At 67.0% G+C, this 19,334-nt stretch carries 19 protein-coding genes, 2 tRNA genes and 2 pseudogenes; 9 read left to right on the top strand and 14 right to left on the bottom strand.

Annotated features, from left to right (window positions below; all coding sequences use genetic code 11):
* Positions 1–124: 124 nt before the first annotated feature.
* The 4 genes from GH2_RS14090 to GH2_RS14105 form a co-directional block, all read right to left on the bottom strand.
* Positions 125–532: a DUF4233 domain-containing protein gene (locus GH2_RS14090; protein WP_066169269.1), complete on the bottom strand. Its 408-nt coding sequence runs from the start codon at positions 530–532 to the stop codon at positions 125–127.
* Complete coding sequence (gene folC, locus GH2_RS14095; RefSeq protein WP_066169271.1) at positions 529–1,938, bottom strand: bifunctional tetrahydrofolate synthase/dihydrofolate synthase; 1,410 nt, start codon at positions 1,936–1,938, stop codon at positions 529–531. Before folC ends, GH2_RS14090 begins: the two co-directional genes overlap by 4 nt.
* Positions 1,935–4,628 carry a valine--tRNA ligase gene (locus tag GH2_RS14100; protein ID WP_066169273.1) on the bottom strand — a complete coding sequence of 898 codons (2,694 nt, stop codon included), beginning with the start codon at positions 4,626–4,628 and terminating at the stop codon, positions 1,935–1,937. Before GH2_RS14100 ends, folC begins: the two co-directional genes overlap by 4 nt.
* 122 nt (positions 4,629–4,750) lie before the next feature.
* Positions 4,751–5,206 (bottom strand): MarR family winged helix-turn-helix transcriptional regulator, encoded by a 456-nt coding sequence (locus tag GH2_RS14105; protein ID WP_066169275.1) that lies wholly within the window; start codon positions 5,204–5,206, stop codon positions 4,751–4,753.
* Positions 5,207–5,287: 81 nt separating this feature from the next.
* Here GH2_RS14105 and GH2_RS14110 point away from each other — a divergent pair, with 81 nt between their 5' ends.
* Together GH2_RS14110 and GH2_RS14115 are read left to right on the top strand one after the other, a co-directional pair.
* Positions 5,288–5,677, top strand: coding sequence for a YidH family protein (locus tag GH2_RS14110; RefSeq protein ID WP_066169279.1), 390 nt, complete (start codon positions 5,288–5,290; stop codon positions 5,675–5,677).
* Positions 5,674–5,985 carry a DUF202 domain-containing protein gene (locus GH2_RS14115; RefSeq protein WP_066169281.1) on the top strand — a complete coding sequence of 104 codons (312 nt, stop codon included), beginning with the start codon at positions 5,674–5,676 and terminating at the stop codon, positions 5,983–5,985. The genes GH2_RS14110 and GH2_RS14115 overlap by 4 nt, the downstream gene beginning before the upstream one ends.
* A 17-nt stretch (positions 5,986–6,002) precedes the next feature.
* Here GH2_RS14115 and mobA read toward each other — a convergent pair whose 3' ends face one another.
* Positions 6,003–6,614, bottom strand: coding sequence for a molybdenum cofactor guanylyltransferase (gene mobA / locus GH2_RS14120; RefSeq protein WP_066169282.1), 612 nt, complete (start codon positions 6,612–6,614; stop codon positions 6,003–6,005).
* A gap of 233 nt (positions 6,615–6,847) precedes the next feature.
* Here mobA and GH2_RS22285 point away from each other — a divergent pair.
* A pseudogene (locus tag GH2_RS22285) lies at positions 6,848–6,955 on the top strand (hypothetical protein); the annotation flags it as partial.
* A gap of 98 nt (positions 6,956–7,053) precedes the next feature.
* On the top strand, positions 7,054–7,374 hold the full coding sequence (locus tag GH2_RS14130; RefSeq protein ID WP_066169286.1) for a hypothetical protein: 321 nt from the start codon (positions 7,054–7,056) through the stop codon (positions 7,372–7,374).
* 103 nt (positions 7,375–7,477) lie between these two features.
* Here GH2_RS14130 and clpX read toward each other — a convergent pair whose 3' ends face one another.
* The 5 genes from clpX to GH2_RS14155 all read right to left on the bottom strand — a co-directional run bounded on the left by clpX (position 7,478) and on the right by GH2_RS14155 (position 12,036).
* Complete coding sequence (clpX, locus tag GH2_RS14135) at positions 7,478–8,764, bottom strand: ATP-dependent Clp protease ATP-binding subunit ClpX (RefSeq protein ID WP_066169288.1); 1,287 nt, start codon at positions 8,762–8,764, stop codon at positions 7,478–7,480.
* A gap of 161 nt (positions 8,765–8,925) precedes the next feature.
* Positions 8,926–9,609, bottom strand: coding sequence for an ATP-dependent Clp protease proteolytic subunit (locus tag GH2_RS14140; RefSeq protein ID WP_066169290.1), 684 nt, complete (start codon positions 9,607–9,609; stop codon positions 8,926–8,928).
* Between the two features lie 41 nt (positions 9,610–9,650).
* Complete coding sequence (locus GH2_RS14145) at positions 9,651–10,262, bottom strand: ATP-dependent Clp protease proteolytic subunit (RefSeq protein ID WP_066169292.1); 612 nt, start codon at positions 10,260–10,262, stop codon at positions 9,651–9,653.
* 234 nt (positions 10,263–10,496) lie between these two features.
* Complete coding sequence (gene tig / locus GH2_RS14150; protein WP_066169294.1) at positions 10,497–11,876, bottom strand: trigger factor; 1,380 nt, start codon at positions 11,874–11,876, stop codon at positions 10,497–10,499.
* 86 nt (positions 11,877–11,962) lie between these two features.
* Positions 11,963–12,036 (bottom strand) — tRNA-Pro (locus GH2_RS14155).
* A 157-nt stretch (positions 12,037–12,193) separates the two neighbouring features.
* Here GH2_RS14155 and GH2_RS14160 point away from each other — a divergent pair.
* The 3 genes and pseudogenes from GH2_RS14160 to GH2_RS14170 all read left to right on the top strand — a co-directional run bounded on the left by GH2_RS14160 (position 12,194) and on the right by GH2_RS14170 (position 13,556).
* A tRNA-Gly gene (locus GH2_RS14160) sits at positions 12,194–12,267 on the top strand.
* 82 nt (positions 12,268–12,349) lie between these two features.
* A pseudogene (locus GH2_RS14165) lies at positions 12,350–12,636 on the top strand (HIT family protein).
* A gap of 215 nt (positions 12,637–12,851) precedes the next feature.
* Positions 12,852–13,556, top strand: a complete 705-nt coding sequence (locus GH2_RS14170; RefSeq protein ID WP_066169296.1) for a L,D-transpeptidase — start codon at positions 12,852–12,854, stop codon at positions 13,554–13,556.
* Between the two features lie 96 nt (positions 13,557–13,652).
* Here GH2_RS14170 and GH2_RS14175 read toward each other — a convergent pair whose 3' ends face one another.
* From GH2_RS14175 to GH2_RS14185, 3 genes are all read right to left on the bottom strand, one after another.
* Positions 13,653–14,558 (bottom strand): PE-PPE domain-containing protein, encoded by a 906-nt coding sequence (locus tag GH2_RS14175; protein ID WP_066169298.1) that lies wholly within the window; start codon positions 14,556–14,558, stop codon positions 13,653–13,655.
* 101 nt (positions 14,559–14,659) lie between these two features.
* Positions 14,660–15,478 (bottom strand): Fpg/Nei family DNA glycosylase, encoded by an 819-nt coding sequence (locus tag GH2_RS14180; RefSeq protein WP_066169300.1) that lies wholly within the window; start codon positions 15,476–15,478, stop codon positions 14,660–14,662.
* A 7-nt stretch (positions 15,479–15,485) separates the two neighbouring features.
* Complete coding sequence (locus GH2_RS14185; RefSeq protein WP_066169302.1) at positions 15,486–15,962, bottom strand: ribose-5-phosphate isomerase; 477 nt, start codon at positions 15,960–15,962, stop codon at positions 15,486–15,488.
* A 26-nt stretch (positions 15,963–15,988) separates the two neighbouring features.
* Here GH2_RS14185 and GH2_RS14190 point away from each other — a divergent pair, with 26 nt between their 5' ends.
* Positions 15,989–17,002, top strand: a complete 1,014-nt coding sequence (locus GH2_RS14190; protein WP_066169598.1) for a M48 family metallopeptidase — start codon at positions 15,989–15,991, stop codon at positions 17,000–17,002.
* Between the two features lie 47 nt (positions 17,003–17,049).
* Here the strand turns inward: GH2_RS14190 and GH2_RS14195 are convergent, their stop codons facing one another.
* The gene (locus GH2_RS14195; protein WP_066169303.1) at positions 17,050–17,679 is read right to left on the bottom strand and encodes a mycothiol-dependent nitroreductase Rv2466c family protein; all 630 of its coding nucleotides are present in this window, start codon (positions 17,677–17,679) and stop codon (positions 17,050–17,052) included.
* Between the two features lie 117 nt (positions 17,680–17,796).
* Here GH2_RS14195 and GH2_RS14200 point away from each other — a divergent pair, with 117 nt between their 5' ends.
* Positions 17,797–19,326 (top strand): AMP-binding protein, encoded by a 1,530-nt coding sequence (locus tag GH2_RS14200; RefSeq protein WP_066169305.1) that lies wholly within the window; start codon positions 17,797–17,799, stop codon positions 19,324–19,326.
* Positions 19,327–19,334: the final 8 nt, after the last annotated feature.

Consider the following 19,334-nt stretch of genomic DNA (forward strand, 5'->3'; position numbering starts at 1 on the left):
AGCGCCGCCTGCATGGCGCACGACACAACAATTCGTGAGTGTAACCGAAAGTACCGAGGAAACCGACTCTCCCTCGCCGCCGTCGATCAGACGACAGACCCCAGGATACCGGGTGTCCCGGCCGCTACACGGGACGTTGTCCGAAGAGTCGTCCCTCCTCGATCCGCTTGGCGACGTCGCGCTTGATGTAGGCGATGTAGAGCCACACGCAGGCGAAGACGGCGCCGACCACGGCGATCGACCAGTGAAAGAAGCCGCCGCCGATCACGAACACCTGCATCACCAGGTTGATCTCCAGCGCACGAGGCGCCTTCTGCCGTCCGGACAACAGGATCAGCGCCAGCACCACAACGCCCAGGTACAGTCCCGACGCCCACGTGACGCCGGTGTCGGTCAGCTTCGCGACGACGGGGAAGGCGAGCGCGACGACGATGACCTCGAGGATCAAGGTGCCCGCCATGACACCGCGGAAACCCTTCCACGGGTCGGTGGTCGGCGGAGTGAACTGCCCCGCCGTGGGCTTCTCGGTCATGACGGCTCCTTGCCGAAGAGAGTGCGGGCGGCTCCGGCGGTGACCACGGAACCGGTGATGACAACGCCCGCGCCCGACACCGAACCGTCTTCAGCGGCTTCCTCGGCGAGGGCGATCGCGGCCTCGACCGCGTCGGGCAGGAACGGCTCGATGACCACGCGGTCTTCGCCGAAGACCTGGTTTGCGATGTCGGCGAGCACATCGGTGTCGAGGGCGCGCGGCGACCCGTTGTTCGTCAGGACCACCACGTCGAGCACGGGCTCCAACTCGGTCAGCACGCCGCGGGCGTCCTTGTCGCCCAACACGCCGACGACGCCGACGAGGCGGCGGAAGTCGAACTCCGAAACCAGGGCTTGTGCGAGCGCGCGGGCGCCGTGCGGATTGTGCGCGGCGTCGATGAAGACGCTGGGCGCGCTGCGCAGCCGCTCCAGCCGACCAGGGCTGGCGACGGCAGCGAACCCGAGTCGGACGGCCTCCACGTCGAGTTGCCTGTCCGCGCCCGCACCGAAGAAGGCCTCCACCGCAGCCAGGGCCAGCGCCGCGTTCTGTGCCTGATGTGCGCCGTGCAGCGGAAGGAAGACCTCGTCGTACACGCCTCCGAGACCGCGGATCGTCAGCAGTTGGCCGCCGACGGCGGTCACCGACTCGACGACCGTGAACTCGGAGTCCTGCCGGGCGACGATGGTGCCCGCCTCGACCGACTCGCGCAGCAGGACGTCGGTCACCTCCGGTTGCTGCGGTGCGATCACGGTGATGGGGTCCATCGGGATCACGGCGTCGGAGGGGCCGGGCTTGATGATGCCCGCCTTCTCGCCTGCGATCGCCGACAGCGTGTCGCCGAGGTAGTCGGCATGGTCCAACGCGATGGGCGTGATCACCGTGACCTGCCCGTTGATCACATTGGTGGCGTCCCAGCGGCCGCCCATGCCCGTCTCGACGACGGCCACCTCGATCGGCGCTTCGGCGAACGCCGCGTAGGCGATCGCGGTGAGCACCTCGAACTTGCTCATCCGCGGTCCACCGCTCGCGGTCGACGAGTCGTCGACCATCGTGATGTACGGCTCGATGTCGCGGTACGTGTCGACGTACGTACGCGCGGGGATCGGATCGCCGTCGATCGCGATGCGTTCGGTCACCAGCTGCAAATGCGGGCTGGTGATGCGCCCGGTGCGCCGGTGGAAGGCCTGCAGCAGCGAGTCGATCATCCGCGTGACCGACGTCTTGCCGTTGGTCCCGGCAACGTGGATCGCCGGGTAGGCGTGCTGCGGATTGCCGAGCAGTTCCATCAGCGCGTTGATACGCGTCAACGACGGCTCGATCTTGGTCTCCGGCCACCGCGTGTCGAGCTCGGCCTCCAGCGCGTGGAGGTCGGCGAGATCGTCGGCGGAGTCGGGTGCGCGGCTCACTGCTCGCCCAGCGCGACGAGCTTGGCCTTCAGCCGCTCCACTTCGGCGATCGCCAGTTCCTGTCGCGCCTTGATCTTCGTGACGACCGCCTCGGGGGCCTTGGCCAGGAACTGCTCGTTACCGAGCTTGCCGGTGGTGCCTGCGAGCTCCTTCTCCGCGGCCGCGAGATCCTTGGCGGCGCGCTTGCGCTCGGCCTCCACGTCGACGGTGCCGGACGTGTCGATCGCGACCGTCGCCGTTCCCGACGACAAGCGCACCTCGACGGTGGCGGTGGCCGAGAAGCCCTCGTCGGCGGTCTCGAGCCGAGCCAGGGAGTCCAGGTAGGCGCGCTGATCGGTGAGTCCGACGGCGTCGAGCCCGTCGACGGTGGCCGCGACTCGCTGCCCCGGATTCAACCCCTGATCGCTGCGGAACCGGCGGACCTCGGTGATGAGCTTCTGCAGGTCGTCGATGCGGGTGGCCGCGACGGCGTCGCGCTCGGCTCCGGACGGGGCGGGCCACGGTGCGATCACGACCGATTCCTCGCCGGTCAGCGCCTTCCACAGCGTCTCGGTGACGAACGGCATCACCGGCGACAGAGCGCGCAGCAGCGGGTCCAGGACGTTGCCCAGCACCAGTCCGGTGCGGGTCGCGCGGTCACCGCCCTCGGCGACCTGCACCTTGGCCAGCTCGAGATACCAGTCGCAGACCTCGTCCCACGCGAAATGGTAGAGCGCCTCGCAGGCCTTGGAGAACTCGTAGCTCTCGAACCCTTCGTCGACCAGCGTGAGGACCTGATCTAGGCGATCGAGGATCCAGCGGTCGGCGTCGGTCAACAGATCGCGCGCGGGCAGATCGTCGACCACCGCACCGTTCATCATGGCGAACTTGGTCGCGTTGAACAGTTTGGTCGCGAAGTTGCGCGAGGACTGCGCGTGCGATTCGCCGACGGAGATGTCGCTGCCCGGATTGGCGCCGCGAGCCAAGGTGAACCGCAGGGCGTCGGCGCCGAACCGCTCCACCCAGTCGAGCGGGTCGATGCCGTTGCCCTTCGACTTGCTCATCTTGCTGCCGTGCTCGTCACGGACCAGGCCGTGCAGGAAGACGTCGCCGAACGGGACGTGTGCCGAGCGGTCCGATTCGCCGTCGCGCTGATCGAACCCGGCCAGATCGAGTTTGCCGACGTACGTGCCGAACATCATCATCCGCGCCACCCAGAAGAACAGGATGTCGTAGCCGGTGACCAGGACCGACGTCGGATAGAACTTCTCGATCTCGGCGGTGCTCTCCGGCCAGCCCATGGTCGAGAACGGCCAGAGACCGGAACTGAACCAGGTGTCGAGGACGTCGGGATCCTGCTCCCAGCCCTCGGGCGCGGTCTCGTCCGGACCGAAGCACTCCACCTCGCCGTTCGGGCCGTACCAGATCGGGATGCGATGACCCCACCACAACTGCCGCGAGATGGTCCAGTCGTGCATGTTGTCGACCCAGTCGAACCAGCGCGGTTCCTGGCTCGCCGGATGGATGACGGTGTGGCCGTCGCGGACCGCGTCGCCCGCCGCCTTCGCGAGCGACTCCACGTTCACCCACCACTGCATGGACAGCCGCGGCTCGATCGGCTCGCCCGCACGCTCGGAATGGCCGACGCTGTGCAGGTACGGGCGGACTTCCTTGACGATGCGCCCCTGGTCCGCGAGCGCCTCGCGGACGGCCACGCGGGCGTCGAAGCGGTCGAGTCCGTCGAACTGCGTTCCGGTCCCCTCGATGGTCGCGGTGGCGTCCATGATGGTGATCATCGGGAGGCTGTGCCGCTGACCGATCGCGAAGTCGTTGGGGTCGTGCGCCGGCGTGATCTTGACGGCGCCGGAACCGAACTCGGGGTCCACGTAGTCATCGGCGATGACCGGGATCTTCCGATCCAGGAACGGGTGATCGAGTTCGACGCCGATGAGGTCGCGGTAGCGCTCGTCGTCGGGGTGCACGGCGATCGCGGTGTCGCCGAGCATCGTCTCCATCCGGGTGGTCGCGACGACGATGTGCGGCTGTGCGTCGTCGAGCGAGCCGTAGCGGAACGAGACCAGTTCGCCCTCCACGTCCTCGTACTTGACCTCGATGTCGGAGATCGCCGTCTGCTGCGCAGGCGACCAGTTGACCAGGCGCTCAGCGCGGTAGATGAGGCCGTCGTCGTACATCTTCTTGAAGATGGTCTGCACCGCGCGGGAGAGCCCCTCGTCCATGGTGAAGCGGTCGCGGCTCCAGTCCACGCCGTCGCCGAGTCGACGCATCTGACCCGCGATGGTGCCGCCGGACTCAGCCTTCCACTGCCAGACCCGCTCGATGAACGCCTCGCGGCCCAGCTCTTCGCGGGTGACGCCTTCGGCGGCGAGCTGCTTCTCGACGATGGTCTGCGTGGCGATGCCCGCGTGGTCCATGCCCGGCAGCCACAGCACCTCGTAGCCCTGCATCCGCTTGCGTCGCGTCAACGTGTCCATCAGCGTGTGGTCGAGTGCGTGGCCCATGTGCAGGGAGCCGGTGACGTTCGGCGGCGGCAGCACGATGGAGTAGCCGGGCTTGTCGCTCGCGGCGTCCGCGGTGAAGTAGCCGGCGTCGACCCACCCCTGATACAGGTCGGCTTCGACGGTTCCGGGGTCCCAGTTCTTTCCGAGTCCGTCGGCGGGGTTCTGTGTTTCACGGGATGCAGCACTGGTCACGCGGACAATTCTAGAGAACACCTCGATCGGCGTTCACCTGCGCATCGCCGCGCGCGTCCCCGTCGACTGAACATCCGCGGTCGCGGTGATCCAGGCCACCTCCGCCGATCGACGAAACCGAGTCAGGCGGGCTGGTCCAACCGCTCGGCGAGGGCGCCCAGTGCGGGCACTGCGGCATCGATCGCGGCGCGCTGATCCGCGGTCAGACCCGCGAGGGCCGCCGAGATCCGACGCTCGTTCGCCTGCGTCCACGCGCGCAGCCGCTCCCGACCCTCGTCGGTGAGCACCACCATCACCGCTCGCTTGTCTTCCGGCACGGTTTCGCGGGTCACGAGTCCCGCCTTCAGCATCTGGTTGACCAGGGTGCTGACGGTGTTCACCGCCATGCGGTGCTTACGCGCCAGATCGCCGATCCGCAGTCCCGGCTCCCGATCCAACCGCTGCAGGAACTCCACCTGCGCCATCGGCAGGGATTCCCAGGCGAACTCCTCGCGGACGCTCGACCGCAGCGAGCGCCTCAATTGAGTGATGGCGGCGGTCAGCGCCCACGCGGTATCGCCTGAGGTCGAGTCGGTCATGTAATCTACTTCTGTAACAGAACTAATTCGGTCGGAGTTAGGCCGTCGGCGCACGTCGCGCCAGTCCACAGAGTTGAGGCAATGAGCACCACACCTCCGAAACGTCGGCCGCACGCAGTCTACTCGGTCGGTGACGAGCCCGATGTCCGGTTCTCCCTCGCCAATGAACGCACCGCCCTCGCCTGGGTCCGCACCGCACTCGCCCTCATCGCTGGCGGAATCACGCTCACGACTGTCGCGAGCCTGACGTCGTCGCCATTGATCGTGCACATCCTGTCGATCGTCGCGTGCGTCGCAGGCGGCGTGCTCGCGGTGGTCGCACTCCTGTCCTGGCAACGGAACGAGCGAGCACTTCGGCTCAATCAGCCGCTCCCGCCGCCGCTCCCGCTGCCCTGGTTGGTCGCAGGCATCGCGATCGCCGCCATCGGTCTGATCGTCTTCGCGGTGATCGCGATCATCGGCGCCGCATGACCGGCGATCCCGGACTTCAGCCCCAGCGCACCGCCCTGGCATGGCAGCGCACCGGCCTGGGCGTTCTCATCACCGCCGGGGCCGCAGGCATCGCTGCGCTGCGCCACGGCTTTCCCCTATGGGCGCTCATCACGCTTCTCTGCGGCCTGCTGATCTGCTACGTCGCCGTGCGGCACTTCCCCAAGGGCCCCGACCGCGACGTCGGGACCGACTCCATCTGGACGTCGATGACCGCGACCGTCGCCGTCGTCGTGGCAACGTCGCTCGCCGGCACCGTCCTCGCCGTCGCCGGAACCTTCTCGGCCTGATCGGACGACGCGCGCAGTCAGGATGCTCGCGAGATCCGCAGCCGGTGCAGGTCCTCGGGTGCATCCACGTTCGCGAGCCACTCCGGATCGGAGACGCCGACGCGGTGAGTCACCAACGCATCGAGGGCCGCGACCATCCGCAGTTCGCCGCCCGCGACCAGTTCGGCGAGCCGATCGGCCACCCGCGTCCGGTAGATGCCGGCCATCGGGTGGTCGCGGCCCATGTCGTTGGCGACGACAGCGTCGGCCGACTCGGCGAGTCCGTCCATAAGTTCATCGATCAAGCCGGTGTCCACCAGCGGCATGTCGGTGGCGCACACGAAGGCCGCCTCGGCACCGGCCTTCTCCGCGGCGCGCAACGCCTCGACCAGTCCGCCGAGCGGCCCACTCCCGGCCTTCTCTGTCGTCACCCACTGCAGATCGGTCTCATCCGCCAGATCGAGGTACGCCTGCGAGGTCAACGGTGCTGCGACCAGCACCGGATCGCAGCGGGAACTGATGGTCCATGCGATCTTCGACAACATCGGAACGCCGTCCCATTCCAGCGCCGCTTTGTCTTGTCCCATGCGGCGAGAGCGCCCGCCCGCGAGAATGATTCCGGCCAGTTTCTTCTCACCCGTGCTCGTCATGCGCTCAGTGTGACAAAGACTGCCGCAGACCGGGCCGGAGTTGACGCAACCCGATCGTCAGACCACGAAACGCCCTGGGCGTCGAACTTCGCTCAGGGTTGAAGCCTGCGCGAACGTCGACGCTCAGGGCGTTTTGCGCCAAGCCTGGAGCGACCGGCGGCCGCCGCACTCGACAACGCCACGTCCATGTCGGACTCCCCGACGACGAAGTCGTCATCGTCGACGGCCTGCCCGTGGCGTCCGTGGCGAGGACGGCCGTCGACGTGGCGGCGGCGAGTGACTTCGCGGCAGCGCTCACGGCGCTGGACAGTGCTCTCCGCCTCGGCGTCACGCACGACGAGCTCGTCGAGATCGCCGAACGGCACCGCCTGCGCGGCATCGCGATGGTCAGGCACGCGCTCCGGTACGCCAGCGGCCTCGCAGCCAACCCCGGCGAATCGTGGAGCCGCGCCCAGATCATCGAGGCCCGACTGCCCGCGGCCGTTCTCCAACGCCACTACGTGTTGTTCGACGGATCGAGCGTCTATCCCGACTTCGACTGGGCGGCCGCCTGGTCGGCGAGTTCGACGGTCTCCGCAAGTACTGCCGCGACATCCGCCCCGGCGAGAAGGTCGAGGACGTCGTCGTCCGGGAGAAGCTCCGGGAGGACGCCCTGCGCGAGATCGTCGACGACGTGGTCCGGTGGATCTGGCGCGACCTCGAGGAACGGACGATGGTCCCGAAAGTGATGCGGAAGATGCAGCGTCTCGGCCTCGCCTGACCTTCGCGCACGGAAACGCCCTGGGCGTCGAAGAACGCTCACACTTGAAGTCTGTGCGAACGTCGACGCCCAGGGCGTTTGTCGATGGATCGCTGGAGCAGGCCTACGCCGACTTCTCCCGCGGCCCGTTGTCCTCGTTCCGCGGAACGATGGTCGGCAACACGTTGTCGCGCACGGTCTCGCCGGTGACGACCACCTTGGCGACGTCGTCGCGGCTCGGGATGTCGTACATCACGGGAAGGAGGACCTCCTCCATGATCGCGCGGAGACCGCGAGCACCGGTGCCCCGGTGGATCGCCTGGTCGGCGACGGCCTCGAGCGCGTCCTGGGTGAACTCCAGTTCCACGCTGTCCATGTCGAACAAGCGAACGTACTGCTTGACGAGCGCGTTCTTCGGCTCGGACAGGATCGAGACCAGCGCCTCCTTGTCGAGGCTGGTGACCGACGCGACCATCGGCAGCCGGCCGATGAACTCGGGGATCAGACCGAACTTGATCAGGTCCTCGGGCATCACCTCGGCGAAGTGATCGACCGTCTCGGCCTTGTCCTTGCTGGGGACCTCGTTGCCGAAGCCGATCCCGCGCTTGCCGATGCGCTCGTCCACGACCTTCTCCAGACCCGCGAAGGCGCCCGCGACGATGAACAGCACGTTCGTCGTGTCGATCTGGATGAACTCCTGGTGCGGATGCTTGCGTCCGCCCTGCGGCGGAACACTGGCCTGCGTACCCTCCAGGATCTTCAGCAGCGCCTGCTGAACGCCCTCGCCCGACACGTCACGCGTGATCGACGGGTTCTCGCTCTTGCGGGCGATCTTGTCGACCTCGTCGATGTAGATGATGCCGGTCTCGGCACGCTTGACGTCGTAGTCCGCGGCCTGGATCAACTTGAGGAGGATGTTCTCGACGTCCTCGCCCACATAGCCGGCCTCGGTCAGCGCAGTGGCATCGGCGATGGCGAACGGAACGTTCAGCATCTTCGCGAGCGTCTGTGCCAGGTAGGTCTTGCCGCAGCCGGTGGGGCCGAGCATCAAGATGTTCGACTTCGCGAGTTCGACGATCTCGCCGCCGGGCGCACGCTTGTCGCTCTTCTTCTCTCCCGCCTGAATGCGCTTGTAGTGGTTGTACACGGCCACCGCGAGGGTGCGCTTGGCCGTGTCCTGTCCCACCACGTAGTTGTCCAGGAAGTCGCGGATCTCAGCGGGCTTGGGAAGCTCGTCTAGCTTCACGTCGCTGGACTCGGCGAGTTCCTCTTCGATGATCTCGTTGCAGAGGTCGATGCACTCGTCACAGATGTACACACCCGGACCGGCAATGAGCTTCTTGACCTGCTTCTGGCTCTTGCCGCAGAACGAGCACTTCAGGAGGTCACCGCCGTCTCCCATACGCGCCATGTGGCTGCACCTACTTCCCTATCTGCGAACTACCTCGACGGTACCCGCGCCCACTGTCTTCGACGAGCCGAAATGCGGCAAACACTGAGATTAAAGGCCGACGGCGTCGAACCAGGCATCTGTGCCCGGGCGTGTCGACGACGTCGGCCCCAACGCCCTCGCTAGCTCGTGCGGGCCGACTTCTTGCGGTACTCGAACACCTCGTCGATGATCCCGTACTCCTTGGCCTCCGCGGCCGTCAGAATGTTGTCGCGATCGGTGTCCTTGCGGATCTTCTCGGGATCCTGACCGGTGTGCGACGCGAGGATCTCGTCGAGGCGCTTGCGGATGCGTTCGATCTCCGCGGCCTGGATCTCGAGGTCGGAGACCTGGCCCTGGTAAGCGCCACCGGTGCGCGGCTGGTGGATCAGCACGGTCGCGTTCGGCAGTGCGGCCCGCTTGCCGGGCGTGCCGCCCGCCAGCAGGATCGCGGCGGCCGACGCGGCCTCGCCGAGGCACACCGTCATGACGTCGCAGTGCACGTACTGCATCGTGTCGTAGATCGCGAGCATGTCCGGCACGCTGCCGCCGGGCGAGTTGATGTACATGGTGATGTCGCGATCGGGGTCCTGGCTCTCCAAGACCAGCAACTGCGCCATCACATCGTTGGCGACGGTCTGATCGATCGGCGTACCGACGAACACGATGCGCTCCTCGAACAGCTTGGCGTACGGGTCGTACTGCCGCTGACCGTTCGGGGTGTTCTCGATGAATTGCGGGAGGATGTAGCGGGCCTCGATGCTCTTGTATGCCAGCGCCGCATCCGGGATGCCCGCGCGAACGTCGGCGGGAAGCGAATTAGTCATGGGTTTCTCCGTAACCGTGGGTATGTGGAATTCGGATGCGGTCAGGCCTGCGCGCCCGCGGTGGTCACCACGTGGTCGACGAAGCCGTACTCCTTGGCCTCCTCGGCGGTGAACCAGTTGTCGCGGTCGGCGTCGGTCTCGATCTTCTCCAACGGCTGGCCGGTGAACTGCGCGTTCAGGCGGTTCATCTCGCGCTTGGTCGCGGCGAACTGCTCAGCCTGAATGGCGATGTCCGCGGCGGTGCCGCCGATGCCCGCCGACGGCTGGTGCATCATGATGCGCGCGTGCGGAAGGGCGTGGCGCTTGCCCTTGGTCCCGGCGGCGAGCAGGAACTGTCCCATCGAGGCCGCCATGCCCATCGCGTAGGTGGCGACGTCGCACGGGGCGAGCTGCATCGTGTCGAAGATCGCCATGCCCGCCGTGACGCTGCCGCCCGGCGAGTTGATGTACAGGTTGATGTCCTTGGTCGGGTCCTCGGCCGCAAGCAGCAGGATCTGCGCGCAGAGCCGGTTCGCGATGTCGTCGTCGACCTGGGTGCCGAGGAAGATGATCCGTTCCCGCAGCAGACGTTCGAAGACCGAATCGGTCAGGTTCAAGCCGGCGACGCCTGAGCTCATCGAGGGCGTGTACAGAGTGCTCACTGGTTGTCCCATCTGTCTAACGGTGAGTGTCTCCCCGGAGGGCTTGTTCCCAAGCCCGGCGAACGCGTGTCGCATCCGCTCGCCGAAGAAGCTGTCACCGAGGTTAATCAATTTCACCCCCCGAGATGTTCCGTCGACACCACTAATTCGCTTACAGCAGAACAGGTGAGACGGCCACCCGGAGACGCCGACAGCCGGGACGATCACTCGTCCCGGCTGTCGGAAGTGGTTGATCGAAACCGTTGATCAGGCGTCGTCGTCTGCGGTCTCGTCGGCGCCGGTCTCGGCGTCCTCGGCCTCGTCGTCGGCACCGCCGAAGAAGGCCTTGGTGTCGATGGTCTCACCGTTGGTGTCGGTCACCGTGACGTCGGAGATGACCTCGGCGAGCGACTTGTTGCGGCGGACGTCGGCGTACAGCGCACCGATCTGGTTCGCCTGCTGCAGCTGCGAGATGAACTCCTGCGGAGCGATGCCGTAGCGCTGCGACTGCATCAGGATCTGCTGGGTCAGCTCGTCCTGCGAGACCTCGACCTCGACCTTGTCGGCGATGGCGTCGAGCAGCAACTGGGTGCGGACCGACTTCTCAGCCTCGACCTTGCTCTCTTCGTTCCACTCGTCGCGGGTCTTGCCCTGCGCCTCGAGGAAGCGGTCGACCTGAGCGTCGTCGTGGCCCAGCGCGTGGACCAGCTGATGCTGGACCGACTCGACCTCTTCGGTGACGACCGACTCGGGCAGCGGGAACTCGACGGTCTCGAGGAGCTGCTCCAGGACGGCGTCACGGATGGCTCCGGCCTGCTCGTACTTCTTGCCCTCGGAGACGCGCTCGCGAAGGCTGTCGCGCAGTTCGTCGACGGTGTCGAACTCCGACGCCATCTGAGCGAACTCGTCGTCGAGCTCCGGCAGTTCACGAACCTTCACCGAGTTCACGGTGGCCGTGATCTCCGCTTCCTGTCCCGCATGATCGCCCGCGACGAGCTTCGAGGTGAAGGTGGCCGACTCGCCCGCCTTGACTCCTTCGATGGCCTCGTCGAGTCCCTCGATCAGCGTGTCGCTGCCGACCTCGTGCGAAAGCCCCTCGGTCGACGCGTCCTCGACGGGCTCGCCGTCGACGGTGGCCGACAGGTCCAGCGAGACGAAGTCGCCCTCGGTCACGCCGCGGTCGGCACCGACCAGGGTGCCGAAGCGGGCACGGAGGTTGTCGAGTTCGGTCTCGACGTCGGCCTCGGCGACCTCGATCGGATCCACCTCGACGGCGATGGAGGAGAACTCCGGCAGCGTGATCTCCGGGCGGACGTCGACCTCGGCGGTGAACTTGACTGGCTCGCCGTAGACGAGCTCGGCCAGGTCGATCTCCGGCTGGCTGATCGCCTTGATGTCGGACTCGGTGATGACCTCGGAGTACTTGCCCGGGAGGGCGTCGTTGACGACCTGCTCCAGGACGGCCTGGCGGCCGACGCGCGCCTCGATCAGCTTGGCCGGCGCCTTGCCCGGACGGAAGCCCGGAATCCGGATCTGCTGAGCGAGCGACTTGTAAGCGCGGTCGAAGTCACCGGAGAGATCCTCGAACGCGATCTCGACATTCAGCTTGACTCGGGTCGGGCTCAGCTGCTCGACGGTGCTCTTCACGGTGTTGGTACTCCTTAGTCGGTCTTGCTGTCAGCACGTGTTGTTCTCGCCGCTCACCGGCTCAGCCGACCGGCCACGACACGTCGTCGGGATGACAGGATTTGAACCTGCGACCCTCCGCTCCCAAAGCGGATGCGCTACCAAGCTGCGCCACATCCCGATGGCGGCGCCAGTGCTCCGGCACAGCCAAAGGGACATAGTACGGGCTGGGTACGCCGAGACACTAACCCGGCTCCCGTTTTGTGAATCCGCCGATCGCTCGGTAAAGTTCGTCGGGCGCACTTCCGCCGCCGTGATTTCTCGGCGCGTGAGGCACCGCGGGTGTAGCTCAATGGTAGAGCCCTAGTCTTCCAAACTAGCTACGCGGGTTCGATTCCCGTCACCCGCTCCAGCAGCTCAGGGCCGCTCTCCCACTCGGAGAGCGGCCCTGATCTCGTTCCCGGGCCACACAGTGCGGCGATAGAGTCGACGGCATGAGCGATCAGTGTGTGTTCTGCGGAATCATTGACGGCGTCATCCCGAGCTCGAAGGTCTACGAGGACGAGCAGACCTACGCATTCACGACGCCGACGGCGTCAACCTGCTGAACTGCTGCGGCGCGGACGCCTGGCAGACGGTCTTCCACTTCCACATGCACGTGATCCCCCGCTACCGGGACAAGACCAAGGACGAGCTGGTGCTGCCGTGGCGGCCCGACGTCCCCGGCGACCGGGACGCGTTGGCCGCGGTCGCCGCGCGCCTGGCCGGCGCACTCGACTGACGGCCGGCGAGCGCCGCCGCACGCCCGCGATACACGTTTCATCAGCATCGGCGCATGTGAATGTCATCACCGACGTGACCTGCGCGTTCATGTGGTACACAGGGTAGTCTCGTCGCAGAAGTGTTGGCGCAGATACAACGGTTGTGTAACGATACTTCTCGGGCGCCCACGGGGGTGGCGCTCGATTCTGACCACATAACGAAGGTAGAGACGACGTGTTTTCCACCAAGTCTTCGGGCCGCCGGATCAGCCGTGTCGCTCGAGTCATTGCTGTGGCGACTGCCGCCGCCGCGCTGGCCATGGGGGCACCGGCAGTGGCCAACGCAGAGACGGTGACCATTGTCCCGGGCCTTCCGGGCATCGAGGTCCCGGAACTGCCCACCGTGCCCGGTCTCCCGACTCCGTCGCAGCCGCAGGAGAAGAAGCAGACTCCGAAGCCGCAGCCGAAGAGCACCACTCCGGAGAAGCCCGGCATCCCCGCCGAGCCGAACGTGAAGTCGCCCACCGGCTGGGTGGCTCTCGCTGTCGACGGCGACCACCAGATCTACTGGTGGAAGGATCACAAGTTCGTCAAGCAGATGCCGATCTCGATGGGCACTGACAAGCACGCGACTCCGAACGGTGTGTACCACACCAAGGAGAAGTACCGCGACATGTACATGGACAGCTCCACGTACGGCGTTCCGGTCGACTCCCCGGAGGGCTACCGCACCTACGTCGAGTACGCCACGCGGATGTCGTGGGACGGCATCTTCATCCACGCCGCTCCCTGGTCGGTCGCACAGCAGGGCGTCTCGAACGCCAGCCACGGCTGCATCAACATCAGCACGGCCAACGGCAAGTGGGTCTACGACACCATCGGTAGCGGCACCCCGATCGTCGTTCGCGGCACCGTCGGCGGCCAGTACAACGGCACGTAAATCCGACGGCACGTAAGCCAGACGTTCAGTCTTCGCTGACACATAAAAGAACCGGGCTCTTCGATCGCGGATCGCAAGGGCCCGGTTCTTCTGTGCTCAGGCCCCGGACGAACAGTCCAGTCGCCTGCCGCCCATCGTGGCCTGCAGTTGCAGCCAGTGGGCCAAGGTCTCGCAGCCGGTGATCCGCGGGTCGGTGAGCGGTGCCCGACGGTACGGCTGCGTCGCGTACGAGACGTGGCTGCCGCCGATCGGATTCCGGAGGCGCCACCGCCCCACCGCGATCTCCGGCGGCAGGTAGCCGCGCACCTCGCGGATCGCCGTCCGCACCCGGTGAACGTCCCGACGCCATTGCGCAGGCGTGACGCGCGTGGCGTCGGCGTTCTGCATCCGCCTGCTCATGACCCGTGCCGTCGCATGGGCGGCCCAGCGTCGCATCTGCGTCAACGACAGCGAATCGGTCAGATCGGCGACGTCGCGGATCAGCGAGTCGTCACTGGCGTTGCAGATCATGTCCGACGGTGCTCCGACCCAGTATGCGGGCAGCCCTTCCGGCAGGTCGCCGCCCTCGCCTGCCACACCCCATCCCGCGCATCCGTCGACGACGCCGCGCGGTTGGTTCGGATCGGCGACGAAGCCGACGGCCGCGATGGTGCGCATCAGTCCGAATGCGGCGGGATGAGCGAGGAACGTCCTGATGACCGCCGCGCCCTGCGAGTAGCCGATCAGCATCACGGGCCGATCGGCGGCCCTGATGGCCTTGGCGAGAGCTGCGACGCCCGCGGCGACGCTCTGGGTGTAGCTGATGCCGTCGTGGTGCGGCGCGGGTCCGTAACTGGCCGGATAGCCGACCCAGCGCGCCTCGAAGCGGTCGTCGAGCCGGTCGGTGACGGCGCGGAGCATCCCGGTGACGTGGGTGCGGGCATCGCCGGTGTACGACTCCCCTGTGCCTCCGACGGTCAGAACCATGAAACTCGAGCGTGTGGACTGCTGCGTCTGCTTCATGACCCGAGCATGCCCGATCAGCCTGGGAGCGGCGCAACGGCCGTCTGAAGGTTTCCTGAAGAGTCGCTGCGAGAGCCGTCCCACGGTACGGCTGGGCCACGTCAGGACTGGCAGGACGGACACCAGAACAGATTGCGACCTTCCATCTCGGCCCACTCGACGGCGGTTCCGCACAGTCGGCACGGTTCGCCCGCCCGGCGATAGACGTACGTCCGCGGTCGATCAGCCGCATAGGCCGGAGCACCGTGATCGTCGTCGGGCCGCACCACGTGAATGTGCCCGCGGCGCACGCCGATCGGCATCAGGTGCAGCAGGTCGGCCCAGATCTCGTCGAACTCGTCACGAGTGAGGGTGGTACCCGGACGGTGCGGATCGACGCCGACGCGGAACAGCACCTCGGCGCGATAGATGTTGCCGATCCCGGCGACGACCTTCTGGTCCATCAGAAGCGAACCGATCGCGCGTCGCGACCGGGCGATCGCCCGCCACGCGATCTCGGGGTCCGCGTCGGCGCGCAGCGGATCGGGACCGAGCCGCGCCAGGAGCGCATCGAGTTGCTCGGGGGTGTAGAGCTCGCACGCGTTGGGGCCGCGGAGATCGACGCCCGACTCGTCGCCGACCAGACGCATCCGAACCTGGCCCGTGGGCTCCGGCATCGGCAGGGGCTCCTCGCGGAAGGTCCCGTAGATGCCGAGGTGGATGTGCACCATCCGACGCGTTGCCGACGCGCCGCGACCGCCGTCGTCCCAGCGATGGATCAGATGCTTGCCCCATGCCTCGGCAGCACGGAACACCATGCCGTCCAGCAGCGCCGCTTCCGGCGAGAAGCGGCCCTGAGGACTCGAGACGGACAGCCGCTGCCCGCCGAACTGTCGCTGCTGCCTGCGGGCCAGCCGGTGCAGCGCATGCCCTTCGGGCACGGACGCGCTACTGAGTGTCGGGCAGGGCCGGTGCTTCGCCGGTGCGCTCGTACTCGGCGAGGATGTCGATGCGACGCTGGTGACGGGCCTCGTCGGACCATTCGGTCGCGATGAAGGCGTCGACGATCGCGAGCGCCTCCTCGGTGGAGTGCATGCGTCCCCCGACGCCGATCAGCTGGGCGTTGTTGTGCTGGCGGGCCAGCTGGGCGGTCTCGACGCTCCACGCAAGTGCGCAGCGCGCGCCGGGAACCTTGTTCGCGGCGATCTGTTCGCCGTTTCCGCTGCCGCCGAGCACGATGCCCAGGCTGCCGGGATCGGCGACGGTGCGCTGAGCGGCCGCGATGCAGAAGGCCGGGTAGTCGTCGAGCGCGTCGTATTCGTGAGCACCGCAGTCGACGACCTCGTGACCGCCCGCGGTGAGGTGTTCTGCGATCTGATTCTTGAGTTCGAAACCGGCGTGATCGGCACCGAGATAAATGCGCATGGCCAGAGTTTAATAGATTGGCGTACGTGGATACCCACGGGCCAATTCCCTCAGTCCCCGGCATCGACGACCCGCGCATCGTCGAGCCGCCCGCCGATCTTCCCGGGCCGCATGCGGTCTGGCGTTCGCCGGCCGTCTACGCCGCAGCGCCCAAACGACATCCGTGGGAGATCCCGGTGCTGGTGATCGGAGTGCTGATGGCCGTCGGCGCCTACGGCGTGGTGGTGACTCTCGTCGCGTTCGGCGAGGTGTCGGAACTGCTGCTCGTGGCGCTGGTCCTGCCGCTGGTCGTCTTCCTCGCGCGCGGCCTGAACTACGCGACCATGCGCGTCAACGGCATTCAGATGTCGCCGACGCAGTTCCCCGAGGGCTACCGCATGGTGGTCGAGGCCGCGGCGCGGTACGGCATGGAGTACGTGCCCGACGCCTTTGTGGTGAGCGGCAACGGCCAGATCAACGCGTTCGCGTCCGGGCACGGTTTCCGCCGGTACGTGGTGATCTACTCCGACCTGTTCGAGGTCGGCGGACGAGCGCGCAGCCCGGAGGCCCTCGAGTTCGTCATCGGACACGAGGTCGGCCACATCGCGGCGGGCCACGTCTCGTACTGGCGTCAGTTGTTCAGCAGCGTGATCATGGGCGTCCCATTCCTGGGAGCACTGCTCTCCCGCGCGCAGGAGTACACCGCCGACAACTATGGCTATTACACGCGGCCCGACGGCGGGCACGCCGCGATCGGGCTGCTCGCCGGCGGCAAGTATCTGCTGGGCGCGGTCGACTTCGACCAGTTCGCCGACCGCGCGACACACGACAGGGGCTTCTTCGTCACGGTGGCGAACGCACTGTCGTCGCACCCCGTGCTCACCTGGCGCGCAGCAGCCCTCCGCGACCGCACGCGGGCCGGAGCCATCCTGCTGCGGCCCAGGAACATCGTGCGCGGAATCGGCAGCGGCGCCGTGACGCCGGTGCCCGCCCCCGCACCGCCGACCAGCCTCCCACCGGGGTCGTTCCCCAATGAGCTGGATCAGACCGGCCTCTACTGATCAGCGCTGCACTGATCGGCGCTGCAGGCGCGAGACTCCGATGGGGATCAGTCGAACTCCGGATCCTCGTGCCGGGTCCGCTTGAGCTCGAAGAAGTGCGGGTACGACGCCAGTGCGACGGCCCCGTCCCAGACCCGCCCCGCCTCTTCGCCGCGCGGGATGCGGGAGAGCACCGGACCGAAGAACGCCGAACCGTTGACGTGAATCGTCGGCGTGCCGACGTCGTCGCCCACCTTGTCCATGCCCTCGTGATGACTCGCGCGGATCGCCTCGTCGAACTCGGTGGAGGTGCCCGCCTCGTACAGGTCCGCCTCCAGACCCGCCGCCTCGAGGGCCGCCGGAAGCGCGACCGCGTAGTCCTTGTTGTCCTCATTGTGGAAGCGGGTGCCGATCTCGGTGTACAGGCGCTCGAGTACCTCGTCCCCGTGGCGAGCCGCCGCCGCGGCCAGGACGCGGACCGGTGTCCACGCCGTCTCCAGCATCGCGCGGTACCCCTCGTCGATGTCCTTGCCCTCGTTGAGAACGGCGAGGCTCATGATGTGGAAATTCACGTCGATCGTGCGCACCTGCTGCGCTTCGAGGATCCATCGCGAGGTGATCCAGCACCAGGGGCACAGCGGGTCGAACCAGAAATCGACGCGATCGACAGTGTCTGCGGACGCAGTGTTCTCAGCCATGGCTCCCATTCAACCCGAAACTTCGCGGACATCGCCGCCCACCGGCCATCTGACCCAGTGAGATTGTCGGCAGTGAGATAGTCGGGGCAGAGTCCCACGCGCACACGAAAGGCCGCCATGACCGGGTACACGTCGATCCTCGATCGCTTCTTCCACCATGCCGAGCACCGGGCGGATGCTCCGGCCTTCGACCTCCCCGACGGCAGGTCGCGCAGTTACGCGGACATCGCGAGCACGGTGCGACGGATCGCGGCGCGTCTGGTCGCCGACGGCGTCGCCCCCGGCGACCGCGTCGCGATGCAGGTCGACAAATCGCCGGAGGCGATCGCGCTGTACCTCGCGACACAGCAGATCGGGGCGGTGTTCCTGCCGCTGAACACCGCCTACACCGGCGCCGAGGTGGACTACTTCCTGACCGACGCGGAACCGGCCGTCCTGGTGTGTGCACCCGATCGCGCCGACGACTATCGCTCCCGCACCGCTGGACTCGTCGTCGAGACACTCGGCACGGACGGCGACGGCAGTCTGCTCGCCGGCTCGCTGCCCGAACGCACGGACGTTCACGCGGCCGCGCGCGACGAGCCGGCGGCGATTCTGTACACCTCCGGCACCACCGGCCGGTCCAAGGGCGCGGTACTGACGCAAGAGAACCTGTCGTCGAACTGCGACGCGTTGCGGGAACTCTGGCAGTACTCCCCGACCGATCGGCTGATCCACGCCCTGCCGATCTTCCATGTCCACGGACTGTTCGTGGCCGCGAACCTGACGCTCACCACCGGCGCCCGGATGCACTTCCTCCCGCGTTTCGACACCGACGCCGTCATCGATCTGCTCCCCGACTCGACCGTGTTGATGGGCGTGCCGACCTTCTACACCCGACTGCTGGCCGACGCGCGCTTCACCCGAGAGCGGACCGAGAGCATGCGCCTGTTCATCTCCGGCTCGGCGCCACTGCTCGCCGCCGATCACCGCGCCTTCGCAGAACGCACCGGTCAGGCCATCCTCGAGCGCTACGGCATGACCGAGACCGGGATGAACACGTCGAATCCGTACGACGGTCCCCGCAAGCCGGGGACAGTGGGCTTCCCGCTCCCCGGCGTGGAACTGCGCATCGTCGACGCCGAGTCGGGACACCCCGTCGCCGACGGTGAGACCGGCATCATCGAGGTCCGCGGGCCGAACGTCTTCGCGGGCTACTGGCAGATGCCGGAGAAGACCGCCGCCGAATTCCGTCCCGACGGCTTCTTCATCACCGGCGACGTGGCTCGGCGCGACGACGACGGGTACGTGTGCATCGTCGGGCGGGAGAAGGACATGGTGATCTCCGGCGGCTTCAACGTGTACCCGATCGAGATCGAGGAGCTGCTCGACGCGCATCCGAGCGTCACCGAGTCCGCGGTCATCGGCGTTCCGCATCCCGACCTGGGTGAGGCGGTCGTCGCCGTCGTGGTGCCTGCGCCCGGCCAGACACCGGACGCCGCCGAGCTGCTCGCGTCGATCGGCGATCGACTGGCCCGGTTCAAGCAGCCACGCGCTGTCCGGACCGTGGACGCGCTGCCGCGCAATGTGATGGGCAAGGTCCAGAAGGCGCAGCTGCGTGCGCAGTTCGCGGAGTTGTTCCGCACCGGCGACCACACCGGTGATTAGGGTGTGAG

Source organism: Gordonia hydrophobica NBRC 16057, from assembly GCF_001592365.1.
Taxonomy (GTDB): domain Bacteria; phylum Actinomycetota; class Actinomycetes; order Mycobacteriales; family Mycobacteriaceae; genus Gordonia; species Gordonia hydrophobica.

Excerpts from the sequence above, each read along its gene's own strand:
- GH2_RS14115 (WP_066169281.1), top strand. The coding sequence starts at position 5,674 with ATGACCGGCGATCCCGGACTTCAGCCCCAGCGCACCGCCCTGGCATGG.
- GH2_RS14195 (WP_066169303.1), bottom strand. The coding sequence starts at position 17,679 with ATGGCTGAGAACACTGCGTCCGCAGACACTGTCGATCGCGTCGATTTC.
- GH2_RS14105 (WP_066169275.1), bottom strand. The coding sequence starts at position 5,206 with ATGACCGACTCGACCTCAGGCGATACCGCGTGGGCGCTGACCGCCGCC.
- clpX (WP_066169288.1), bottom strand. The coding sequence starts at position 8,764 with ATGGCGCGTATGGGAGACGGCGGTGACCTCCTGAAGTGCTCGTTCTGC.
- GH2_RS14090 (WP_066169269.1), bottom strand. The coding sequence starts at position 532 with ATGACCGAGAAGCCCACGGCGGGGCAGTTCACTCCGCCGACCACCGAC.
- GH2_RS14175 (WP_066169298.1), bottom strand. The coding sequence starts at position 14,558 with ATGAAGCAGACGCAGCAGTCCACACGCTCGAGTTTCATGGTTCTGACC.
- mobA (WP_066169282.1), bottom strand. The coding sequence starts at position 6,614 with ATGACGAGCACGGGTGAGAAGAAACTGGCCGGAATCATTCTCGCGGGC.
- GH2_RS14145 (WP_066169292.1), bottom strand. The coding sequence starts at position 10,262 with ATGGGACAACCAGTGAGCACTCTGTACACGCCCTCGATGAGCTCAGGC.
- GH2_RS14200 (WP_066169305.1), top strand. The coding sequence starts at position 17,797 with ATGACCGGGTACACGTCGATCCTCGATCGCTTCTTCCACCATGCCGAG.
- GH2_RS14140 (WP_066169290.1), bottom strand. The coding sequence starts at position 9,609 with ATGACTAATTCGCTTCCCGCCGACGTTCGCGCGGGCATCCCGGATGCG.
- GH2_RS14110 (WP_066169279.1), top strand. The coding sequence starts at position 5,288 with ATGAGCACCACACCTCCGAAACGTCGGCCGCACGCAGTCTACTCGGTC.
- GH2_RS14185 (WP_066169302.1), bottom strand. The coding sequence starts at position 15,962 with ATGCGCATTTATCTCGGTGCCGATCACGCCGGTTTCGAACTCAAGAAT.